Source organism: Lewinella cohaerens DSM 23179, assembly GCF_000379805.1.
Taxonomy (GTDB): domain Bacteria; phylum Bacteroidota; class Bacteroidia; order Chitinophagales; family Saprospiraceae; genus Lewinella; species Lewinella cohaerens.
In genome coordinates, this window is sequence record NZ_KB903547.1 from 1 (window position 1) to 22,013 (window position 22,013).

Below are 22,013 nucleotides of genomic sequence, written 5' to 3' on the forward strand. Positions count from 1 at the left end.
TATTGTTCTATTTTATCTTCAATATTGGCCATATAGCATCTTAATATTACCTTTTTCTTAATTGAGCAGAACGTTTTTCGGGACATGCGAAGTTCGGAAATTTTCGGCGCAGCCGAAAAAATTTTTGAATTTCCGCATGTCCCGTGTTGTACGAGGTTCGCAGCGCAGCGGAGAAGCTTGTGCCACACGGGCTTGCCCGAAAAACGTTGCCCAAGATGCGCAGCGAAGCGGAGTATCTTGGGCAACGTTTAGTGCAGCCGCAGCCACACAAAGAAAATGTCTCCAACTGCAACTCCCTTCGATAAACAGTTCTTTTCCCCAAAGCAAATCACTATCGTGGGGTTGTCGGTCTGCACCTTGTTGGGCGTTTGTTTTTCATTGCTCATCCGGCGGGCATATCCCACCAACATCAGCATATCCCTCTCGCGGTAGGGTTTTCTTCTTTTCAGCTCCCTCGACGGCGGACAGTTCCCACCAACATCAAGGTATCTCTTTTGCGGTGCGATATTTTCTCCATTCTACTGGAGAATTCTTGCCGATTAGCATTTTACTAGCCGTTTTGTGAACATCCCAAAAGCTATAACGCCTCAACGGTTAGTACATGCGGCGTGGCGGCGTTTAGCCGACATGAACGTCATGTACATTGTTCTATGCCGCCTTTTCATCTTCTATTATTTGTTCAACTTCTTCAATCCTTTTCTCAACAGCTAACCAAGTTCTTACGTCATTTTCATTTGTTAATGCGGATTCAGCTATCAAAAAATGGAATTTCACTACTTCCCCTGCTAACAATTTGGGCCATTTAGTTTGGAAGCCATTTTCACAATAGTCCGTAAAGTGTTTATCTGCATAATCTTTATGTTTATTTCTTAATAGTTTAAAAAATCGTTTCGGCATATAATTTTCACTATTTGCTCTCCACATAATACTTTCTGCATCTTCAGTCCCAATATGGAGATCATAATTGCTGTTCTTAATAAATTGAAGAGCATCTAAATGTTCACCGGTAGAAATATCGCCTTTAATTTGGTCTTTGAATTGACACTTAAAACTGATTTGGTCTTCGTTGTCCTTCAAAGATTCAATCAATATTGACCAACCAATTGAATTCTCAATTTTGCCTCCGCTGTATATTGGATTTGGCAATTTGAATTCTCTAATTTTGATTATCCCGTCTTCAAATATTAAGGTTGTTATATTAACATTACCATTTTTTTGTTCAGTCGAATCAAATTCATATCCTTTTGACTCAATTGTCAATTCGATTTCTCCTAATTCAGATTTATATGTTCTTATCTGGTGGTTCATTTTTTTCTGATGGCATAGAACTTACTTATATACGAACAAAATACCCCTTTTGACGTACTTTTACAAAATACGAGTTTCAAAAGGACTGCCAATTCGTAGTGGTACGATGCCCCCAACTACCCACCCGGACTAGCGATGTGAAGTAGCTGCCCGAACAACGGGCAGGCCCGCCAGGGCTGAGCGAAGAGCGAACTGCGTAGCGTAGCGCCCCGTCCCAAAGGGCGGGGAGGCCCCTGTTTAAAAATATCGAAACACTCCTTTCCTTAGTCTACCGAGGCATTTCCATTGGCATCACCCGATTTTACGGCAATGAAATCCGGTAGCCTGAAGCCTGTCTCCATATTGAAATTAAAGATATTGTTGCGTGGTGCCGGAAACCAAGGGTTGAGAGGATCGGGAAAGGTCTGATCAGCTGAAAAGAACTGCCAGGAGGCTACACTATCACTGCCGAAATCGGAGGTAAGTGTGAGTATGAGTTTGCGAATACGGATCATATCCAGGGTTGTCAGAGAGTTGCTGTTGTTGACATCACAGGCCAGTAACTTGTAGGACGACATCAACTCTGTACCAAGAATATGTTTCTGCATTTTGATGAGATCTGTGATCGTAACGCCATTGCTGTAGCTACCTTCTTTCGCAAATTCCATTCGTAAACTTCCAGTGGCAGGCATATCTTGTGGGATGGCAAGACGGCCATCGGTACCCGTGTAGGTCGTAGCGATGAATTGATCGTCGACGTAGAAATCTACCCCAACATTGGCTACGGGCTCATTGTCATCTGTTGCAATCAGCGCCGAACGTAAGCCACCTAGCGCATCCAACTGCATAGGGAGAAGCCCCAATGGATCGAGCCATTCTTTGAGTCGGCTGCCCATATCGGGGCCTTCCCAGGCCATAGACAGACGACCAAAATAGGCGATGGTTCCGTCGCAGGTAGTGGTGCCCGCATCGCCATGCAACTGCCCAACAATACGGTGGTGCTTGTCTAAGAGTGCACCTCCGGAAGAACCGACTTCGGTGGTGCCGTTGGTGTAGGTAACCCTGTAGTGGTGATTAGGAGGAGTGACGACCCCATTGCTCCAAGTGATCTGGTTGGGGAAAATGGTAGCAGCAGTATTTGCTTGCCCAATTTTTTGAATATCACCACGAGGATGGTGAATAATAGCACTGGAATCAGGTGCTACGCCTGAGCGATCCCAACCCGCAAAGTGAAACTCCATGCCGATGGTCGTCTCTGTGTACAAATCCAACAACAAAAAATCCATCGCCCGGCGCCCCGCCAAGGAATCACAACCTAAGACAGATCGAAACTCGGGCTCTTCTGCTGGGTTTTCACAATCCGACGAAGCATAATAAAAGTCAAAACGCCAGAGGTCATAAATGGGCGTATAGGTATCCATACAGTGAAAAGCCGACAGAAATAGCAGGCGACCATCCTGGGCTGTATTGTTGACAAGGGTACCCGTGCAGTAACCACTCCCCTCTTCTACCACGACAATAATACGGGCAGCAGCATTGCGCTCATTTTGCCATTCATCTGCTTCGGGGCAGGCTACATTATCGTGACAGTCACTAGAACTGCCAAAGCCAAAACTCAGTAAACTTTTATCTGGGCCATCATCTTTGTAAACAACATCTACCCGCCAAATATGAAAAGGAACGGTAAAATTGTCGGCAGGTGCCTGGTATTCTACAATCACTTCTTCGCCATAGATAATGCCGGTAAACAAGCGATCGGTACGGTGACGCGTCTGCCCCGTATATGCTCCCATAACTTGGTTGGTGGATGGAGAATACACAAACATTTTTGCGCCCAAAGGCAAGTTGAAATCTTCGTAAAACAAGAGTAAGCCCTGTGCATCAGGAACTCGGAGCCGGAGTTGCCATACTTGGGTGCCATCATCGAGTAACGTCCAATTGCCATGACTATTGATGTCAACATCGACCTCAACAGGAGCGGCGAAACGATTGGAAGGATTGCGTTCGTCGGCTTTTTTCAACGCTGCTACATCCGGGCCAACAACGCTTAGTAATGGTGCAGGAAGGAGAGACTCGGGTTGTGAAAGGCCTAGCGGCAGCCCCCCTGATTGCATTTGAGCAGAAAGGATGCTATTGGTAAATAGCAAAATTATTATCGATAGTAGATAGCGATTCGTCATGAGACCTTTGTTTTTGGGAAACACTCGTCAAATTGATTCTCTGATATTTTTGTGTTTGAAGTCCATCGTAACCAAAATACCAGAGAAAGATCAAATTTAAGAACTTATTGGGAAGTTACCCAATAGTAAAGTGTGTTGTATCTTCTTTTGCTTGGCAAAAAGAAGCAAAACCCAAGGCTATGACCATTTACCTGAAAATAGGCAGTGAGTGTCCAACGCTTGCGAAGCCGCTCGCCCGGTTACCCTAAATAGAGGAGAAGGAACAGTTCCTTTCCTGTTTTTTCAAGCCTGGGGAAATATGCCTGGGGCTCAACTTTCACGCAAGCTTCGCTGACAATGTCCAAGCTGCCTATCTTCTTAACGGAAAATACTCAATGCCCGTCCTTTAAGGCAAAATCGGTAAAATTATTAGTCGCGTAAATCAGGAGGTAAAAATACAATTTCCTTCTCTATGGAATTTGATTTAGCGATGCTTTGTCATGTTAGTGAGCGTATAAAAATAAGGTGATCCAATCTGGAATAACTACAGCGGTAACTGCCAATCAATAACTGCCTTGCCATTCGCTCGCAGGTATTCATTGGTTTTTACAAAATGTTCGTTCCCGAGAAATCCGCGGTGGGCGGAAAAAGGGCTAGGGTGAGCAGAGGCTAGCACCAAGTGTTTGGTTTCATCAATCAGGGATCGCTTTTTTTGGGCGAAAGCCCCCCAAAGAAGGAAGACCAGGTGCTCTTTTTGTGTAGACAAAGTCTGAATCACCGCATCGGTAAAATTCTGCCAGCCGATATCTCGATGGCTTCCTGGTTTATTTTTCTCAACCGTGAGCATAGCATTCAGTAAAAAGACGCCCTGCTCGGCCCAAGTGGTAAGATCGCCGTGCTTGGGGGTCGTAAAATCGGTGCTTCCGCTTAATTCCTTGTACATATTGCGCAGGCTCGGAGGGACACTCACGCCCCTGGGCACACTAAAACTGAGCCCCATAGCCTGCCCTGGATTATGGTAGGGGTCTTGGCCAAGGACGACCACCTTTACCTTATCAAAAGGAGTCGTATCAAAAGCATTGAAGATCAGTGAGCCCGGAGGGTAGACCAGTTTATTATCGGCCTTGGCTTGGCGCAAATACTGGGCCACCTTTTGAAAATAAGGTTGCTCAAATTCGTTAGTCAGCGCTGTTTTCCAGGATGCTTCAATTTTCACGTTACTCATGCCAGGCTTTTTTGTCATTGCGATTGCAAAGGTAGATAACGGTAAGGAAACACGCCACTTGAATGCACCTAAATGCGTTATTTTAATACATAGTTGCCTAAAGCTTTCTCTCTCAATCAGCTTAGCAATACTTGAAACATCTACAATAACGAAACATCAATTACAATGCGCGCGCTTACAATTTTACTCTTACTGCTATTCTCAAAGTCATTATTTACTCAAACCTATCAACCCTTCCTGCAAGACAACCATCGCTGGATGGTGAGCTGGGACTTGGATAATACCCTATGGGATTTTGATTATTTCTACGAAAATGTTTTCGGGGCAGACACCCTCATCAACGACACCACTTACACCATGGTTTGGCTCAATTACTATGCCCGCACTGGCGAAATTGGTGGCTTTGAGACCATTACTCAGCCTTTTGAACCTGGTTTTCAAGATGAATTAGTGGGCTTTGTTCGGGAGGACACCATGCTACAGCGAGTCTATTTCCGTTCCGAAGACGCCTGGATCAATGATCGGGAATTTTTGCTTTATGACTTCAACCTTGAGGTCGGAGATATAGTATTTGATTCCCTCGTAGGCGCTGGCCCCTATCAGGTTGAACAAGTTAACAGTGAATTTTCACATGGTGCCTCTCGTCGCGTTTGGTCGCTGGATGGTGGCCAAACCATCACGGAAGGTATCGGTTCCAACTTTGGTCCTTTTGAAGGCATAACGAACCTGATCAGTGGTGGTTACGTTGAGCTGTACCAGTTTTGTAATCGCCCGGCCATGGATTGTCATGTTGCGGTAGATGGGCTGGTGAATAACCGGAGGCAGATTACGCTTCGCTACCTCATCCCCAGTAGTGGAGGTCCCTGGGAAACGGCTATCGTCTCTTACCGCTTTCAGGATACAGTGCATTTCAATGGAGAGGTGTTTTGGGAACTGAGCGAATCCTCCATCGGTGGTCCGGGAGAAGATATTTACTACCGACAGGTCGGCTCCAAGGTGTATCGTTATCATCCAACATACGACGACGAAGTAAAACTACTGTTTGACTTTGAGCTACCAATGAATCTATCGTACACCTTTGAAAGTAACTACCCGATGAATTTTTCGGAACAATATTATCACATCGGATCGTCGCCTTTTGTTTTAGACAACGGAGAAGAGCGTAACTCCTTGCTCCTTTTCAATCTGGAACCACAAGCGCCCTGGCAGGAAAATGTGCAGTGGGTGGAAGGCATTGGAGATATCCGAAATCCACTATTCCCAGAGGAATACCTAAGTCCTTATTTCGATATTGTCACCAGTGAACTGTTGTGCTTCTACGATGATTATGAGGAGGAGCCGATTTATCGAAATCCCTTGTACGAAAATTGTTCTGGAGATATCATTGACCAAACCGAAGAGGCATCGCTACAAGCTATTGAGCTTTATCCGAATCCAAGCAGCGGCCTTGTATACGTAAAATCACCTGCGGAGGGCCTGCAAATCGTACTGTTTGATCTATTTGGTCGACAGCTCATTACGCAAGCAACTACCCAGGCCATTGATCTTACTAATTCTCCCAGTGGTACTTATTTCTATCATATCCTTGACCAGAAAGGAGTAAAAGTTGACAGCGGCAAATTATTAAAGCAATAGGCTGATTCTATTCGTGCTCACGCACATCTTCTTATTCACGTAACTCAAGCTGCCAGACGAATTTTGGCTGAGGCCAAAATCCAACCTGACTTTCATTTAAGAAGGGTCATTATAATAGCTGAAAAGAATGTTTTACCTGACTTTTTGTACGAAACCGCATGATTTCACTAATAGAAATCACGGGGGGGCGTTTTTAACGATAAGAGCTTGTTTGGGACGGATTTAATTTGATAATCAGTGATTTATGGTTTTGGCAAGCAGTCTAAATGCGAGTTTGGCGGGCCAAATGAGTATTTCGCTGCGAAGTCAAGTTCATAAAGCATTGGTTATCAGGCATAGCAAGTCCCAAACATGCTCTAAGTTTTGCGATTGGTCAGCACGGATTTTGATGACAATCAAAATTCGGGAGGACTCATCTTCATTTAATACGGCAGCAAAAGGAAACTTGTCCTGTCTGTTGGGAAAGCTGTCCATTCCTTCCGGAGGGTTTCCCCTGCATCTTTGTTGTGTAATTAATCAGTAATCAAAACTTTAATACACGATAAATCATGGCAAAGATCATTCAATCTACCGACGAATTCAACACTATCCTGGCACAAGACAAAACGGTCTTACTGGACTTCTATGCCGACTGGTGTGGGCCTTGTCAAATGCAGCTACCGGTCGTTGATCAGCTTTCTGAAAAATATGCCGACCAACTAGAGGTCTTGAAAATTGATGTTGACAAACATCCAGGACTGGCCCAAGCATACGGAGTGAGGAGTATTCCCGCTCTGTTTCTGGTACGCGATCAAGCTATCCAGGATAAAATGGTCGGCTACCAATCAGCTACCGTTTTGGAAGGTAAATTTCAACAACTACAGCTAATAGCCAACTAACGAGGTAGTAGCTTAAACATCGAGCTGTCTGTTGGTTTTCATTACGAACAGACAGCTTTTTTTCTGATCAAAAAAACCCATCATGACCTTTCTCCAATTCCTCCAATCTTTATTAAGAAAAAACCAGTCAATACCTGTCAGCACTTCTTTTGATTGTCCAAATTGCTGGGGTATCCAGCAGTGGGAGAATGAATACAGAGGTGCTCATTTTGATAACACAAAAGATACTTCTTTGGTTACCAAGTCTCGACAAGGCTTTATTCAGCGTTTTGCCGACCGTTATGTTCCAGGGAGCCGTAAGGCTCGGAGAATGTAAAATCAGTTTTAATTTTTCCAACCTCTGCCTTAGCGTATTTGTATAGCTACTAAAAATGCACTAACCTTGTGATCTAAATTATTGATCAATCTACGCTTATGCTTCCGCACATTAATCCGACCAAGACTCAAGCCTGGCAAAAACTCACTGCTCATTTTCAGCAGATGAAAGACCAGCAAATGACTACTCTTTTTGCCAAAGACCCGCAACGGTTTGAACGTTTTTCACAGGATTTTGAAAGCATTCTACTACTGGATTACAGTAAAAACATCATCACTGATGAAACACTTGAACTACTAACGGACCTAGCCCGCGAATGTGGCCTGGAAGAAGGCATTCAGCAATTGTTTGCTGGTGAAAAGATTAATGAAACCGAAGGCCGCGCTGTCCTCCATACCGCATTGCGCAACAGCTCCAATACACCTGTGATGGTAGATGGAGAGAATGTTATGCCTGATATAAACAGGGTACTCGATCAGATCGAAGATTTCAGCCGGCGAGTCATCACTGGCGAGTGGGTCGGCTACACCGGTAAGCCCATCACGGATGTGGTAAACATCGGTATCGGCGGCTCAGATTTGGGTCCCGTTATGGTAACCGAAGCGCTACGTCCCTTCTGGCAAGAAGGCCGCCAGGTGCATTTTGTTTCGAATGTAGACAGTACCCACCTGGCCGAAGTTTTACGTAAAGTAGATCACGAGCAGACCCTTTTCATCATTGCGTCTAAAACTTTTACAACTCAAGAGACCATGTCGAATGCACATTCGGCTAGAACATGGTTCCTGGAACATCCTGCGCAGGAGGAAGATATCGCTAAACACTTCGTTGCTGTTTCTACCAACGCCGACGGGGTGGGTAAATTCGGCATTGATCCTGTCAATATGTTTGAGTTCTGGGATTGGGTCGGCGGCCGCTATTCACTCACCTCGGCCATTGGTTTGTCTATTGCTTGTACCGTAGGTTTTACAAACTTCCGCCAGCTGTTGGATGGTTTTCACGCTATGGATGAACACTTCCGTACAGCGCCGTTTGAGCGTAATATGCCAGCTATTTTAGCTTTAATCGGTATCTGGTACAACAACTTCTTTGGGGCTGCTACTGAGGCTATTTTGCCTTACGAACAATATCTGCACCGCTTCCCTGCCTATTTCCAGCAAGGCAATATGGAAAGCAATGGCAAATACGTTGATCGCGAGGGCAATCCCGTCGATTACGAAACAGGGCCCATTATCTGGGGAGAGCCTGGCACCAATGGCCAGCATGCCTTCTACCAACTTATCCATCAGGGTACAAAATTGATCCCCTGCGACTTTATCGCCTCCGCCATCACCCATAACCCAATGGGCGACCACCACCCTATTCTACTTTCTAACTTCTTTGCCCAAACAGAAGCATTGATGAAAGGTAAAACGGCTGATGAGGTACGTCAAGAACTCAAAGATCAAGGAATGGATGATGCAGCCATTGAAAAACTCCTACCCTTCAAAGTATTTAAAGGCAACAAGCCCACTAATTCTATTATGCTAAAGGCCTTGACGCCTTACACACTAGGATTGATCACCGCACTATATGAGCATAAAATATTCGTACAAGGTCACATCTGGAATATCTTCAGCTTTGACCAGTGGGGAGTAGAGCTAGGCAAGCAGCTTGCCAAAGCTATTCAGCCAGAGCTAAAAGGAGACACTCCTATTGCAGCCCACGACAGTTCAACCAACGGATTGATCAATACTTACAAGCAATGGCGAGAGTAAGTACCTGCTACATGACAGTTTCTCCTGTATCGACATTAAAATAAAGCGCTGTTTAAAGGCGTTTTTCAAAAACAATACCTTTAATTGCTGTAAAAACACAGAATTCCCTATTTTGGCGCTTCCTTGAGGATGCTATATTGTTTCCTCCAAATTACAAGGAACGACGAATGACCACAAGAATTATAACTTTATAACAGTCGGGTGATTTCTTTTGAGAGCGATATCCATTGCGGATAGTCGCTCTTTTTTTTAGTCTGGTCGTTCCTTAGTATTGCGCAGACAATAAACTGCAATTTCGCTTTTTATTTTCGTGCTGTTCCTTTATCGAAAACCTTCTTTATCACTGCATCTACCTTTTATGAGCACAACACTGACAATTACTGATTTCCTCGTAATCATTGTCTACTTTGTAGGTATTATCGTTTACGGGATTTCTCAATCCAAAAGAGCCACTTCCGAGGAGTATTTCCTTGGGGGGCGTAGCCTTACCTGGCCGGTAGTAGGTATTTCCTTGTTTGCGGCTAACATTTCCAGTTCTACTTTAATAGGTCTAGCGGGTTCTGCCTATTTGCTGGATATGACCGTATACAATTACGAATGGTATGCAGTACTGGTCTTGGTCTTTTTTGCCATTTTCTTCCTGCCATTCTACCTCAAAAGTGGCGTTTACACCATGCCAGAATTCATGGAGAAACGGTACGATGCTCGTTCTCGCTACTACTTTTCTTTTATTACGGTAGTAGGTAATGTACTTATTGATACCGCAGCTTCGCTGTATGTAGGAACGATCGTACTGGGGCTAATTTTCCCTTCCGTAGACACTTGGATTATCATCGTTTTACTAGCAGCGGCAGCGGCAGCTTACACCATCCCTGGTGGCCTCAACTCCGTCGTCAAGACCGAAGTTATTCAGGCTATCGTACTGGTTTTTGGTTCGATTATCCTCACCTATTATGGCCTCAAAGAAGTGGGCGGATGGGACGGAATGATTACCCAACTCAACGACCTTAATGCTGCTGGTGTCATCGACAAAAATGCAGATCAAGCCTTAAGTATCGTTCGAGAAAATGAAGGCGATTGGTGGCGACAATACGACAGCCCTATTGTTCCTTGGTGGGGCCTCATTACAGGTGTTCCCTTACTGGGTTTCTACTTCTGGGCCAATAACCAGTTTATGGTGCAGCGTATTCTCAGTTCCAAGAGCATCAACCACGGGCGTTGGGGAGCATTATTTGCGGGTTTACTCAAGTTGCCGGTGATCCTCATTATGGTTATTCCTGGCACTATTGCTTTCCTCATTTTCCGCGATGCGGATATTGCCTACCAAACGTTTAATGGCCCTTGTGAAGACTTAGCGAATTGTACTAATTACACTTATCCTTCCCTACTATTCAAGCTGCTACCAACGGGCTTATTAGGCCTCGTAGTAGCAGGGCTGCTAGCGGCAATGATGAGTAGTATATCGGCTACCTTCAACTCCGCTTCTACCTTAATCACGATGGACTTCGTCAACAAGTTACGTCCAAATATGACGAGTAAGGAGCTCGTGAGGGCTGGGCAAATTGCAACTTTGATCTTGGTTGTTCTGGCCTCTTTATGGGCACCACAAATCGAGAAATTTGGTGACCTTTTCAAATATCTTCAGGATGTACTCGGCTACATTGCCCCTCCGGTAGTTTCGGCCTTTTTGCTGGGGCTATTTTGGAAGCGAGCCAGTAGTGATGGTAGCTTCTACAGCTTGATCTTTGGGTTAATTGTCGCTGCCATCTGGGTAGTAGGCATTTTCTTTGAAGTAGACCACTGGTTCTTCCAAATGCACTTCTTACTCCGTACTACAGTGCTGTTTTTCCTTTGTCTTTTTGTTCACATCGGCGTCAGTCTGGCTTCAACAGCACCAACAACCGCGAAGTTGGAAGGCATGATCTGGACGAAATCATTGATCGCCGAAGAAACAGAAGAACTGCGCGAGCTACCTTGGTACCAAAACTATCGTTATCAGGCAGTCGTCCTGCTTATCATTACTGCATTTGTAGTAGGATACTTCTGGTAAGAAAAGCATATTGCTAAAACGTATTGATTCAGTGTGCCCAGATGATAAAACATTTGGGCACACTCCTTTTATACCAATTGATTTATAGCCGCCGTCTCTTCGGCTGCTACTTTCCACTAATTATCCCTACTTTTGGATTCGCAAAAATGGAAACACGTGATCGAAGCAAAGGATATTCGCAAATCCTACGGAAGTCTGGAGGTACTCAAAGGCGTCAATCTTAGCATTGATGAAGGAGAAATCGTTAGCATCGTTGGGCGCTCAGGTGCTGGAAAAAGTACGCTGCTTCATATCCTTGGCACCCTCGACAGCCCAGATCAAGGGCAACTGCTGATCAAGGGAGAATCTGTTTTTGATCTCTCCACAAAAAAGTTGGCCGCTTTTCGCAACCAGCAGATCGGCTTTATCTTTCAATTTCATCATTTGCTGCCTGAATTCACCGCACTGGAGAACGTTTGCATTCCTGCTTTTATCCAACAAAAGGATCAGAGTGCAGCCCAAAATCGCGCCAAAGAATTATTAGACTACCTTGGCCTCAAAGACCGGCTGACACATAAACCTAACCAGCTTTCCGGCGGAGAACAACAACGTGTAGCCGTGGCTCGGGCCCTTATGAATCAGCCCGCCATCGTCTTTGCCGACGAACCAACAGGAAACCTCGATTCTGGAACTTCCGAAGAATTGCACGAGCTTATCTTCCAACTTCGCAAAGATTTCAAGCAGTCCTTTGTCATTGTCACCCACAACGAAGAACTCGCTAAACTCAGTGATCGTCGCTTGGTGATGGAGGATGGTCGCCTAAAATAAGTATATGGTTGATCCCGCGACTATCAAATACCTCGCGCTTGACGCCGATGACACCCTCTGGATGAATGAACCCATCTTCGTTCGTACTCAGGATGCTTGCAGAGACATCATCGGCAAATACGTCTCTAACCCTAAGGAGATGGACAGCAAGCTCTACGAATACGAGAAGAAAAACCTGCGACTTTTTGGCTACGGCATCAAGGGATTCCTCCTGTCTATGATCGAAACCGTCGTAGAGCTTAGCGACGGCAAAGTCAGTGGCATCGAAATCCAGCAAATCATTGACCTCGGTAAGGAAATGCTCGAACACCCCGTGCACCTCCTAGAAACTGTAGAGAAAAGCGTCAAAACCCTCAGTGAGCATTTCGTGCTCATGGTCATTACCAAAGGCGACTTATTCGACCAAGAAAACAAACTCGCCCGCTCTGGGATCGCTGATTATTTTCAAATTGTAGAGGTCGTCAGTGAAAAGAACGAGGTCACCTACTGCAACCTGCTGAAAAGGCATAACATCCCTGCTCAGCAATTCCTCATGGTCGGCAATAGCCTCAAATCCGATGTCCTTCCGGTGCTACAAGCAGGCGGGCATGCCATCCACATCCCCTACCACACCACCTGGGAGCTAGAAAAAGTAAGCGAGCACAAACTAGCCGATTATACCTACACTGAACTAGGAAGGATGTCAGAATTGGTCGATTTTTTCGGTATTCAATAGACTTATTCTATTGGGGCCGTGCCGTCGTTCCTCGGCACCAGGCTGTCCGCTCTTTCCGCTCCTTAGGGGTGGGTTTAAAACCCACCCCTAAGGAGCGGAACCGCTGCCATCCCTCGGCCTTGCCCCCTCCGGGCCCCGCGCTCCGGCCTCACGGCCTGCGCGGCTATCCTTTTCACTATTGCCAGGCAAATTCGTGAATTTACCCTGTATCGATACACGTTTGCAAAATTCCGTTTTGNCGTAGAATCGTGAACTCAACCTACGCTCAATCCTCGTTAGGCGTAGATTATATCACGTCGGTGCTCCCATGTATCGTTCAAAAAATCCCTTTGACACCTTTGGTGGTTCAAAATATGCTGGTCAAACAGCTAAAAAACATAAAGACCAGTTAACCAGTCTTTTGGTTTACCGCGTTAGGCGTAGATTATATCTACGTCGGCGCGTCCATATGTGGCTCAATACCTCTGGCACACAAAAAAAACGGCAGCCCCCATTTTTAGGAACTGCCGCTTTCTATCTTTATGGTCTAACCATCCAACAATCGAACCTAGTTCTATTCCACTACTACGGCTAAATTCATGAATTTAACCTATTCGGCAGTGGAAATTATTCCACCACAATCATCTGCTTGGTCACGCGATGCTCGCCGACTTCTATCGTGTAGCTGAGTACACCGCTAGCGCCTTGGAGCAGCTGCTTCGTTATGTTCACGGTATTATACCCTGCGGCGTAATCCCCCTTGATCACTGTCAACACCCGCCCCCTGGCATCGTTGATCGTTATTGAAACGAATGTCAATCCGTCTGTACCCATCGTATCATCAGGCAAATTAAACCCGATCACCGTCGATGCTGTAAATGGGTTAGGCGTGTTCTGGTATAATTCGAAAAGGCCTTGCGCTGCAACGTCTCTGTCGCTGAATATAATCCCCAAATTATACACCTCCTCTCCTCCATCAGGCAAGCTATCGTCCAGCCGCAGCGGAATTTTATACGCCTCCGCAGCCGTGTACCGGCTATTGAAACTCAACAACTCACTCAATTTTGCCTTTCTCTTCGCTCGAACGACCAAGCTGAATAATGAGGTCGTCGTTCCAGCAACTTCTTTACCACGCATCTCTGCTGGCTTAAACCAAGCCATCGTCAGGTAGCCTTCCGCTAAATAACGGGTACCAAGATGATCGTGATCAAAGGAGGACTCCCGGTCATAATGGACATCCACTACTTCCAAGTCCTGCCAATGAAACGTCCCCTGTAAACCAGCAAACTGCGCCAAATCCTTGACCATAACAGGGATCGTATATTCCTCCCCCATTTCCATTTCAACATCCTCTATCGAAAGGTTAACCGTCTCTCGAAGGTACGACTCCGGAGGCGATTGGAAATTAAACATAGCCGTACAATTCAAATCGCCAATTTTGACACCCACAAAATCAATATCCAAAACATCCTCCTGCACATCTGCCAGCGTTATAATTTCCGGAAATGCAGATGCCCAAGGATTAGAAGGATTCGGGAATACGTAATCAGCAAGCACAAAACGCCAGCTCGTATTGTTAGGAAACACCTGAATTATACCTAGCAAAAGCTGCCGGATATAATCAAAATCATCCATCGTAATATCTCCGGAACCATCAACGTCCGCTGCAATCAACTGGTAAGGGCTTTGCAACAGCTCAGTCCCATTGATGTGTTTCAACATTTTTATCATATCAATGGTGTTGACACCATTCCCGTGGTCAGTATTGAGGTAAGGAACAAGGGAAAAATCCCCACCAAAGTCCAGGCCTCCAAAGTAGTAATCGCCCACAGCATCTGTTTCATCGCTTCTATTGGCACTACCGCTCAGGGTCACTTCTACTCCTTCAATGGCTTCATCCTCTTTCGTGGTAATCACTCCTCCGAGGTGAAGAAAACACTCATGTGAAAATTGAACCAAAATGTAAGTATCACAAGAGCCATAATTTCCTTCTTCATCAAAGGTAAAGATGGTTATAGGCGTCGTTTCCTCATAGTTTTCATCTGTGATCCACAAACTGGTATCAGCTGGACTAGGCACAAAGGTGGAATCATTTACTTCAGAAGTGAAGTAAATGGCGTACTTAGTAATAAGTGGCTGCACTGATGACGGATGTACTCCTGGCCCTTGGCCTGTACAGTCATAGATGGGTGATCCTTCAAAATCGATGGCCATCACTTCAAGAGCACAGCCTCCTCCCGGTTGTGGGGTTAGAGTTATGACTAAGCCATTGATACAGATGGGTGTTGGACCTTTACAATCAATTACATCAAAAGTGATCATCTCATTACTTTGATTACCACAACCATCTTCTACAACAATAGATACAGCGTGGTAAATACTATCCCCCATTGCTGATGGAATAATGGGGTAAGCTCCTTCAAGGGTATACGTGCCATCACTATTGGTAACAATATTGGCAATTACATTACCGGCCTCGCCCGTTTCTGCAACAAATTCATCTGCTTGGATGATGTTATCGCCATTCGCATCTACCGCAAAAGCATCCAACTGTGCAGAAACAATGCTTACGCTTGTGTTCAACCCCTCAGAAAACAATCCACACCCAGCACCTACAGAAAAGGTAATACGCACTTCTTCTTCACAATCACCGTCATAATCACCAAACTGACCAGGCAACAAATTAGGGCAGTTTATCGTCGGGCCTCCGAAGGCTGATACCTCGATACCAATACTGTCCACACCAAACACCTTCACCAACTGCGTGTAACGAAAACGGCCATAAGTCCTTAATCCATCCGCATCAGCAGGCAAACACTCCGCTGGCGTTTCGGCTACATTGTCGTATTGGGCATCTGGTAAGCTAGAATCACCATCCACATCCGGATGGTTGCGGTCTAGCAGCAAAAAGTAGCGAATATCCGTAGCATCTTCTGTACCATTCTCTGTAGTGCTCAGAATACCATCACAATTTTCGTCATCAGGGCCAACTGTCGAAGTGATCCGCAGTACCGGGCGTTCGGCGGCTTCTACACCAAAACCTGTACCAAACAGCTCACCGTCATCTTCTGTGAGGCGGGGAATTTCCCAGCCATCTGAGACACCATCCCACACGCACCAATTGATGACGTCGTAGGTAATGCTCAACTGGTTACACTCCTCTCCTGAAACAGTAGAGGGTACCGGGTCACCGATATTGATACTCAACACATCACAGCCTGTCGAGGTAATCACCACACCTGTAAAATCTGTTTCACTACAGTCTACGATAACGTCCTGAGGAAAATCAATCACAAAATCATGAGCTTCGGCTACCGTAATGACCTGAGTACAGCTATTCGTAGATCGCAGCACTTCCGCTATGTCAATCGCACCGTTGCCATTCACATCACCCTCCGGCAACAACTGCCAAGCTTCAAAACGACGGGTGATAGTTCCCCAGCCACAGTCGTTAAACTGGAGGAGGGGCTGCATTTCTACCAGGGTATCCACTGCACAATTATCCGTACCGGTAGCTTCACCAAACAAGCTGTTCATCAAGACCGAAGTAGCTCCAAAATCATTGGCATACGCTGCTTCTATGTCTTCTGGAAAGTCTACTGGCATTTCCTCACAACTGATCGATGCCGCAGCGGGCGCATAGCAATACGGAGGAAGCATATCGTCTATTTCTGCAATCGTCCAGCAGGTACTTTGTTGTCCTCCCCCATCGGTTACGCGTAGCTCTATCGTCACGTTATCATTATCAATATCACAGCAATAAAAATCGACATGCGGCCCCCAAGGACTCCAACGATTGGCACTTGGGTCGCAGGTATTGTTGCGCCAATAGTTTCGGCGCAATTCAAACGTCACTTCGCCACAATTATCATTGGACCCATTATCCACGTCCTCAGGAAATACTCGGGCAATCCCCTCTATTCCATTCGCTATATCTCCACCTCCAATCAATACGGTCGCATTCAAATCACAATAGGCATTGGGTGGGATATCATCCGTAATAATAAGTACCGTTTCCCCACAAGTTTCGTTACCACAAGCATCTTCGGTACAAGAAACAACGACGTGCTCACCAAGCGGTAACTGAACAACATCACTATCATCGAGATCACCACCCGCAAAAAAGAATTCTCCAAACGCCAAAACAGCATACGTCGTAAGCACTGCGGAGGAACAGCCATTGCCATCCGTCACCTCTGGCACGGGCACTGCAAAATTGGCAATACAACTAAATGGAGAGGAAGAAATCCTTATCGTATCCATAAGGTTTAAAAAAACAGGCCCTACCTCATCATCTACGGTCACCAACTGGGGAATCATCAGGCTGCCCTCTGGGGCACACTCATCCTCCAGGCTCCACTGCCGCCGGTATTTATAGATTCCATCACACACCACAATCCTCGGTTCATCCATGTAGCTAGCGCCAAGGTTCAGATAGCTGGAATCCAGCTCCACATAGCCTGCGGCCGTCAATAGCAATGGTCTTCCAACTGCTGCTACCGAAGGGTTGTCGTCAGGCCCTCCGACTTCGCCATCTACAGGAAAATTTTCGTCACATTGCACACTCGCCGAATAAGCGGGCCATTGCACATCCGCTAACGTTGGCGATCGAAAAGAAATCAGTTGTTGGCAGCTGGTAATAGCAGGGGTGCAATTTTCGTCTATCGTTTGCACCTCAAAAGTCCGGGTAATGGTCAGCCCTTCACAGGCCATTCCCTCGCTAAGTTCATCGTTCAGGCGCACCACCATCGGTCCACAATCACCACTTACTGCTGGTAGCCCGGTGTAATTCAATTGTGCCAGGAAAGCATTGAGTTGCGCTTCATCACCTGCAAAAAAAGTAGCAAACGTCGCCGCTGTATCCAGGTTTCCTGCTTCGTCGACGATCCATTGTTGAGGACTGGAAAACAGTACTTCGCTCGTATCCGTAAGCAGCAAATCAAACAACAGCGGATGAAACACCGGGTCATCGAACCCGCTCAGCGTACCTGCTGTTTCGTGGTAGGCCGTCACCTCCCAGCTTCCTACCTCACCTACAAGTTCATTGGAGATCAACAAGTTGTACGTTTCGTTGGCACGCAAGTCAAAACTCAGATGTTCTTCTGGAAACGGTAAAACACCTGGCAGCGGCAACAAATAGCTCCTTTCAGCACTTTGCATCAAATGGCTACAAGGATTATCAACGTTGAAGCTACCCTGGGACAAACTAAAATTACCCGCAAAATCGGCGCCCATAAAAAAGGTATAAATCCCCGATACACTTGGTGTGAAGTTGACCGCATCAAACTCGTGCTCCCCCGCTGCAACTTGCAAGTAGGAAGAGAAACAACTGTAGTCCAGAAAATTAAGCGTTGGGTCGCCCAGCTCCAGCGATCCGCTTATTCGTTGTAATCGCTTGATTTTCACGACCTGCCCAGTCGCTGCCGGGCATACCACATCAAGCGGAGGCAGCATTGGCGCATCAGCCAGAGAAGAACTTCCAATAAATAAACTTGCGAATAGGAGGAGTAACGAGTGAGAGATCACTCTTGCAGAGTTGCGTCCTTTTTTCATTTTTGAGAGCTTAAAAAAGTTAATGGGAATATTTCGCTATCAAAATACGAAAGTTAAACCTTTTGCAAAGGATACATTATCAATTATTTGCAATTAAAACCCCCTTCTATGTTCATTCTCTCCTTCTTTTGGGGCCGTGCCATTAGTAGCGTTGCTGCGCCGCCGCCACTACGGCACCAGGCTGTCCGCTCTTTCCGCTCCTTAGGGGTGGGTAAAACCCACCCCTAAGGAGCGGAACCGCTGCCATCCCTCGGCCTTGCGCCCTACCAGGCCCCGCGCTCCGGCCTCACGGCCTGCGCACTAAATCTTGCCCACTAAAGGCACCAAAATAATCTTCCCTTCGGGGTCTTTAGTCGTTCAAAAACAGGGTACCACCATCCATTGACGCGCAAACAACAACTCGGACAAACTCGGACAAAGTGGTCAAGCAGTTAATTAAGGATTATTCATTGCTTACTTTTACAAAAACGTAATGTACTCACAATGAGAAGCCACAGTTCTCTCTACCTATTTCATTATTTCGCCTTGGTCGCCTTTTTTATATGCTGTACCCTCAGTTGTAAGAAAAACGCCCCTCTTCAACCGGACAATTCTTTTTTCGAAACCCAAAATGCTGCTCACGGAGGTGACTACCTTGCTACTTATCCACTATCTGATGCAGATTCCTGTATCGCCCGACTAAAAGCAGAAGTACCATCTGCCCTTCAACCTTGGGGCTGCCTTAGCATCTGGTATCACATGCCGAGGTCGAACCCTGCGGTAAATTTCCGGCTCTTGGAACTTTATGAAGAAAACTACCCGCATGATACGGTATTTGCTTTTGCTCAGATGGTACGAGGAGAATTTTATGTAGACCTCGCTAAATTCGATTCTGCCCAGATATGCCTCAGGGATGCGCACGATCGCTATACCCAGCTTGATCGCCCCTTAGATGCCAGTGATGCAACTTACCTGATGGCCCGCAGCTATGTCTATCAAAACAATTATGCTGATGCACTTCAAGCCTACTCCGAAGTATTAGATTTACTTAATATTCATGACACCACCTTCTCTCATCGACGGGCTTATCTATATAAGGATATAGCTGTTGCCTATGAACGAAGTGGCAACAAACCACAAGAACTATCCTGGCGGAAAAAGACGTGGGAGGCCGACGCTTCAAAACTGGATAAACCTTGGCGTTTCAAAGCAGGGGTGGCATCTGGTCTCAGCGCTTACTACTTAAGATCGGATCCTGATTCCAGTATCATTTGGACCAATACAGCGATCGATATCTTTAAAAAAGAAAATGAATCCTCTCCTCCACCTCCCAGGTTTATCTACTGGCTGGCAAGAGCCCATTTCATGAAAGGAGAATGTGAAACGGCACTCCCCTATTTCTTAGATGCTTACCAACGGAATACAAATAAAAGCAGCCTTTTTGGCTATTACCAATATGGGCTGGCACTTGGAGAATGCTATCTATGCCTTGGAAAACTAGATTCCGCTGAGATCTACCTAAGCGAGTCGCTGTCCACACCAGACACCGGTAATTTAGCGAAGGGTTATGAACTACTAGGAGAAGTTTATGGCAAACAACAACTGTACAAAAAAGCATGGTTAGCAGAAAAAGAAAACTTCCAGCTGACTAAAGCCAAAATCACATCAGACAGAATCAAAGCAACCGCTGATGCCGATGCGCGTTACCAACTAGCTCAAAAAGCTTACCAAATCGAAGTGTTAGAGTCTCAGCAGAAAATCACTCGCCAAAAAAACCTCATTGCGTCACTCCTCGCCCTCCTTTCAATAGGCCTGCTACTATTCCTTTATCAAAGACAAAGGATCAGGCATCAATTGATAAAACAGGAAAAAAATGTTTTGATACAAGAAAAGCAATTACTTGGTCAAGCCAAAAAACTCGCAGAAACCAACGAACGCCTGAAAAACCAAGAATTGCTACTGGCGCAAAAAGATTTGACAGAAACAAAAACTCAACTCTACGAAACCAGAGACATACTCTCACTAAAAGACCAAATGATTGAAGAGCTGCATCTCCGCATTACAGATGCCAATAGTGCACAAAGAAAGAACAACGATAGTACACCTGATAAGAAATTAATCAGTATGAAAATACTGACCCCTGCTGATTGGGGGCAATTCCAAAAGCGCTTCAACGAGCAGCTACCTGGATTCATTCCAAAAATGCAACAAGATTTCCCCAATTTGACCTCTGCAGAAACGCGCCTCTTTCTACTCATCAAATTGGGGTTTGAAACCTCTGAAATAGCTGAGACGCTAGGTATCGCTCGTGATAGTGTTTGGCGCAGTCGCCATCGGCTAAGTAAAAAACTTAATCTACCCGACACGAATACATTAGATGCATTCATCAGCGATTTTTAAAACCAAGAGAAATTGATAGAGATGTGCCTTGTTTACCTTGCCTGTGGCTAATCTGAGAAGGCGCAGTCACCACGCCGAAGCGTAGTGACTGGTTCTTCCTTGCAGAGCAGTTTTGTAAGGGTCCTTAGATCGTGACTAGCCAATTGTTAGGGGCTAATAAATAGTCATCCAAACGACGCCTAAACGCGATTAAAAGGAGTAGCACAAACATTTGAGTAAACAAGCCCTACAAGCCCCCTTTCAAATTTTACAAACCGAACGTAATTTTCATCTGTAATTTCCCGCTGAAAAAGAGTGTTGCATCACAGTAAAAATCAGTATTAAGGCTTTTGTGTTTATTGCTTGGGTTAAAAGCTATGCAACAACTCTAGCACAAAAGAACAAATAACTTTCACTAATCTAGACTTATAGGACTCGGACAAACAACCGGACAAATACTCGGACACCCGGATTTATTAGATCTCTGAAAAAACATCACCTCTAAATTTAAACCACCAAAGGCACCGAAGTAATTTCTCCTTCGGTGCCTTTGGTGGTTTTAAAAAATACTCCTTTCCTCTTAAACTTATTGAATTCATAGCGGATTACGGGGCCAACCGCTCGCGCAACCACTCACCATCTACCAAGCGGTAGCGGATACGATCATGCAGACGGCTACTTCTCCCCTGCCAAAACTCAAAGCAATCGGGAATAAGGCGGAAACCACCCCAGTTGCCTGGTAAGGGTAACTTCTCCTGATCGGCATAAGCCTCTTCCAGTTGAATAACTTTATTTCTCAGGATTTCACGGTCAGAAATGACCTGACTTTGTGGGGAGGCTGTAGCCCCTATTTGTGACCCCTTCGGACGAGATTGAAAATAGTCGCGTGACGATGCTTCACTGATTTTTTCAACAGTACCTTCAACTCTTACCTGACGTTGCTGGGCATCCCAGAAAAAAACGAGGCTCGCTACAGGATTAGCCACCAAATCCTGCCCTTTTTGGCTATCATAATTGGTATAGAATAGCAAGCCATGATCATCTACATGCTTGAGTAATACGATCCTTGCTTTAGGCCGACCATTTGCAGCAATCGTTGCCAGCGTCATGGCATTAGGCTCCCGTACCTCAGATTGCTGAGCAGCGGCAAACCATTGTTTAAATTGATCAAACGGGCTAGGATAAGTATCTTCAATGGAAAGTTCATCCTTATTGTAGTCTTCGCGAAGATCTCCTAAATCTAATAGCATAGTCTAATGTTTTACTTTCTTCTTTTAAAACACCTCTAAATCTATGA

The 22,013-nt window shown here is 45.6% G+C and carries 13 protein-coding genes; 8 read left to right on the forward strand and 5 right to left on the reverse strand.

All coding sequences use genetic code 11. The features are described 5' to 3' along the window. Positions 1 to 648: 648 nt before the first annotated feature. The 3 genes from A3EU_RS0115245 to ung all read right to left on the reverse strand — a co-directional run bounded on the left by A3EU_RS0115245 (position 649) and on the right by ung (position 4,671). Entirely contained in the window at positions 649 to 1,308 is a 660-nt protein-coding gene (locus A3EU_RS0115245; protein ID WP_020537052.1) for a hypothetical protein, read from the reverse strand. Positions 1,309 to 1,571: 263 nt separating this feature from the next. Then, the gene (locus A3EU_RS0115250) at positions 1,572 to 3,467 is read right to left on the reverse strand and encodes a hypothetical protein (RefSeq protein ID WP_020537053.1); all 1,896 of its coding nucleotides are present in this window, start codon (positions 3,465 to 3,467) and stop codon (positions 1,572 to 1,574) included. Between the two features lie 523 nt (positions 3,468 to 3,990). Beyond that, entirely contained in the window at positions 3,991 to 4,671 is a 681-nt protein-coding gene (ung, locus tag A3EU_RS0115255; RefSeq protein ID WP_020537054.1) for a uracil-DNA glycosylase, read from the reverse strand. A gap of 165 nt (positions 4,672 to 4,836) precedes the next feature. On the opposite strand from ung, the gene A3EU_RS0115260 reads away from it, so the two are divergent. The 7 genes from A3EU_RS0115260 to A3EU_RS0115295 all read left to right on the forward strand — a co-directional run bounded on the left by A3EU_RS0115260 (position 4,837) and on the right by A3EU_RS0115295 (position 12,826). Then, positions 4,837 to 6,306, forward strand: a complete 1,470-nt coding sequence (locus A3EU_RS0115260; RefSeq protein ID WP_020537055.1) for a T9SS type A sorting domain-containing protein — start codon at positions 4,837 to 4,839, stop codon at positions 6,304 to 6,306. Between the two features lie 548 nt (positions 6,307 to 6,854). Beyond that, complete coding sequence (trxA, locus tag A3EU_RS0115270) at positions 6,855 to 7,184, forward strand: thioredoxin (protein WP_020537057.1); 330 nt, start codon at positions 6,855 to 6,857, stop codon at positions 7,182 to 7,184. A gap of 82 nt (positions 7,185 to 7,266) precedes the next feature. Further along, positions 7,267 to 7,500 carry a hypothetical protein gene (locus tag A3EU_RS0115275; protein ID WP_020537058.1) on the forward strand — a complete coding sequence of 78 codons (234 nt, stop codon included), beginning with the start codon at positions 7,267 to 7,269 and terminating at the stop codon, positions 7,498 to 7,500. A gap of 98 nt (positions 7,501 to 7,598) precedes the next feature. Next, complete coding sequence (pgi, locus tag A3EU_RS0115280) at positions 7,599 to 9,254, forward strand: glucose-6-phosphate isomerase (RefSeq protein ID WP_020537059.1); 1,656 nt, start codon at positions 7,599 to 7,601, stop codon at positions 9,252 to 9,254. 358 nt (positions 9,255 to 9,612) lie between these two features. Continuing rightward, the gene (locus tag A3EU_RS0115285; protein WP_020537060.1) at positions 9,613 to 11,304 is read left to right on the forward strand and encodes a sodium:solute symporter; all 1,692 of its coding nucleotides are present in this window, start codon (positions 9,613 to 9,615) and stop codon (positions 11,302 to 11,304) included. Between the two features lie 156 nt (positions 11,305 to 11,460). Then, positions 11,461 to 12,111 (forward strand): ABC transporter ATP-binding protein, encoded by a 651-nt coding sequence (locus A3EU_RS0115290; protein ID WP_020537061.1) that lies wholly within the window; start codon positions 11,461 to 11,463, stop codon positions 12,109 to 12,111. Between the two features lie 4 nt (positions 12,112 to 12,115). Further along, a complete protein-coding gene (locus tag A3EU_RS0115295; protein WP_020537062.1) occupies positions 12,116 to 12,826 on the forward strand; it encodes an HAD family hydrolase in 711 nt (236 codons plus the stop codon). 606 nt (positions 12,827 to 13,432) lie between these two features. Here the strand turns inward: A3EU_RS0115295 and A3EU_RS0115300 are convergent. Continuing rightward, positions 13,433 to 18,358, reverse strand: coding sequence for a hypothetical protein (locus A3EU_RS0115300; protein WP_020537063.1), 4,926 nt, complete (start codon positions 18,356 to 18,358; stop codon positions 13,433 to 13,435). A 483-nt stretch (positions 18,359 to 18,841) separates the two neighbouring features. On the opposite strand from A3EU_RS0115300, the gene A3EU_RS0115305 reads away from it, so the two are divergent. After that, positions 18,842 to 20,737, forward strand: coding sequence for a tetratricopeptide repeat protein (locus A3EU_RS0115305; RefSeq protein ID WP_020537064.1), 1,896 nt, complete (start codon positions 18,842 to 18,844; stop codon positions 20,735 to 20,737). A gap of 584 nt (positions 20,738 to 21,321) precedes the next feature. On the opposite strand, the gene pdxH is transcribed toward A3EU_RS0115305, so the two are convergent. Next, entirely contained in the window at positions 21,322 to 21,966 is a 645-nt protein-coding gene (pdxH, locus tag A3EU_RS0115310) for a pyridoxamine 5'-phosphate oxidase (protein ID WP_020537065.1), read from the reverse strand. Positions 21,967 to 22,013 lie beyond the last annotated feature (47 nt).

What these genes read in the sequence shown, in the direction of transcription:
- trxA (WP_020537057.1), top strand. Translation starts at nt 6,855, where the DNA reads ATGGCAAAGATCATTCAATCTACCGACGAATTCAACACTATCCTGGCA.
- A3EU_RS0115300 (WP_020537063.1), bottom strand. Translation starts at nt 18,358, where the DNA reads ATGAAAAAAGGACGCAACTCTGCAAGAGTGATCTCTCACTCGTTACTC.
- A3EU_RS0115245 (WP_020537052.1), bottom strand. Translation starts at nt 1,308, where the DNA reads ATGAACCACCAGATAAGAACATATAAATCTGAATTAGGAGAAATCGAA.
- pgi (WP_020537059.1), top strand. Translation starts at nt 7,599, where the DNA reads ATGCTTCCGCACATTAATCCGACCAAGACTCAAGCCTGGCAAAAACTC.
- A3EU_RS0115275 (WP_020537058.1), top strand. Translation starts at nt 7,267, where the DNA reads ATGACCTTTCTCCAATTCCTCCAATCTTTATTAAGAAAAAACCAGTCA.
- ung (WP_020537054.1), bottom strand. Translation starts at nt 4,671, where the DNA reads ATGAGTAACGTGAAAATTGAAGCATCCTGGAAAACAGCGCTGACTAAC.
- A3EU_RS0115285 (WP_020537060.1), top strand. Translation starts at nt 9,613, where the DNA reads ATGAGCACAACACTGACAATTACTGATTTCCTCGTAATCATTGTCTAC.
- pdxH (WP_020537065.1), bottom strand. Translation starts at nt 21,966, where the DNA reads ATGCTATTAGATTTAGGAGATCTTCGCGAAGACTACAATAAGGATGAA.
- A3EU_RS0115305 (WP_020537064.1), top strand. Translation starts at nt 18,842, where the DNA reads ATGAGAAGCCACAGTTCTCTCTACCTATTTCATTATTTCGCCTTGGTC.
- A3EU_RS0115295 (WP_020537062.1), top strand. Translation starts at nt 12,116, where the DNA reads ATGGTTGATCCCGCGACTATCAAATACCTCGCGCTTGACGCCGATGAC.
- A3EU_RS0115260 (WP_020537055.1), top strand. Translation starts at nt 4,837, where the DNA reads ATGCGCGCGCTTACAATTTTACTCTTACTGCTATTCTCAAAGTCATTA.
- A3EU_RS0115250 (WP_020537053.1), bottom strand. Translation starts at nt 3,467, where the DNA reads ATGACGAATCGCTATCTACTATCGATAATAATTTTGCTATTTACCAAT.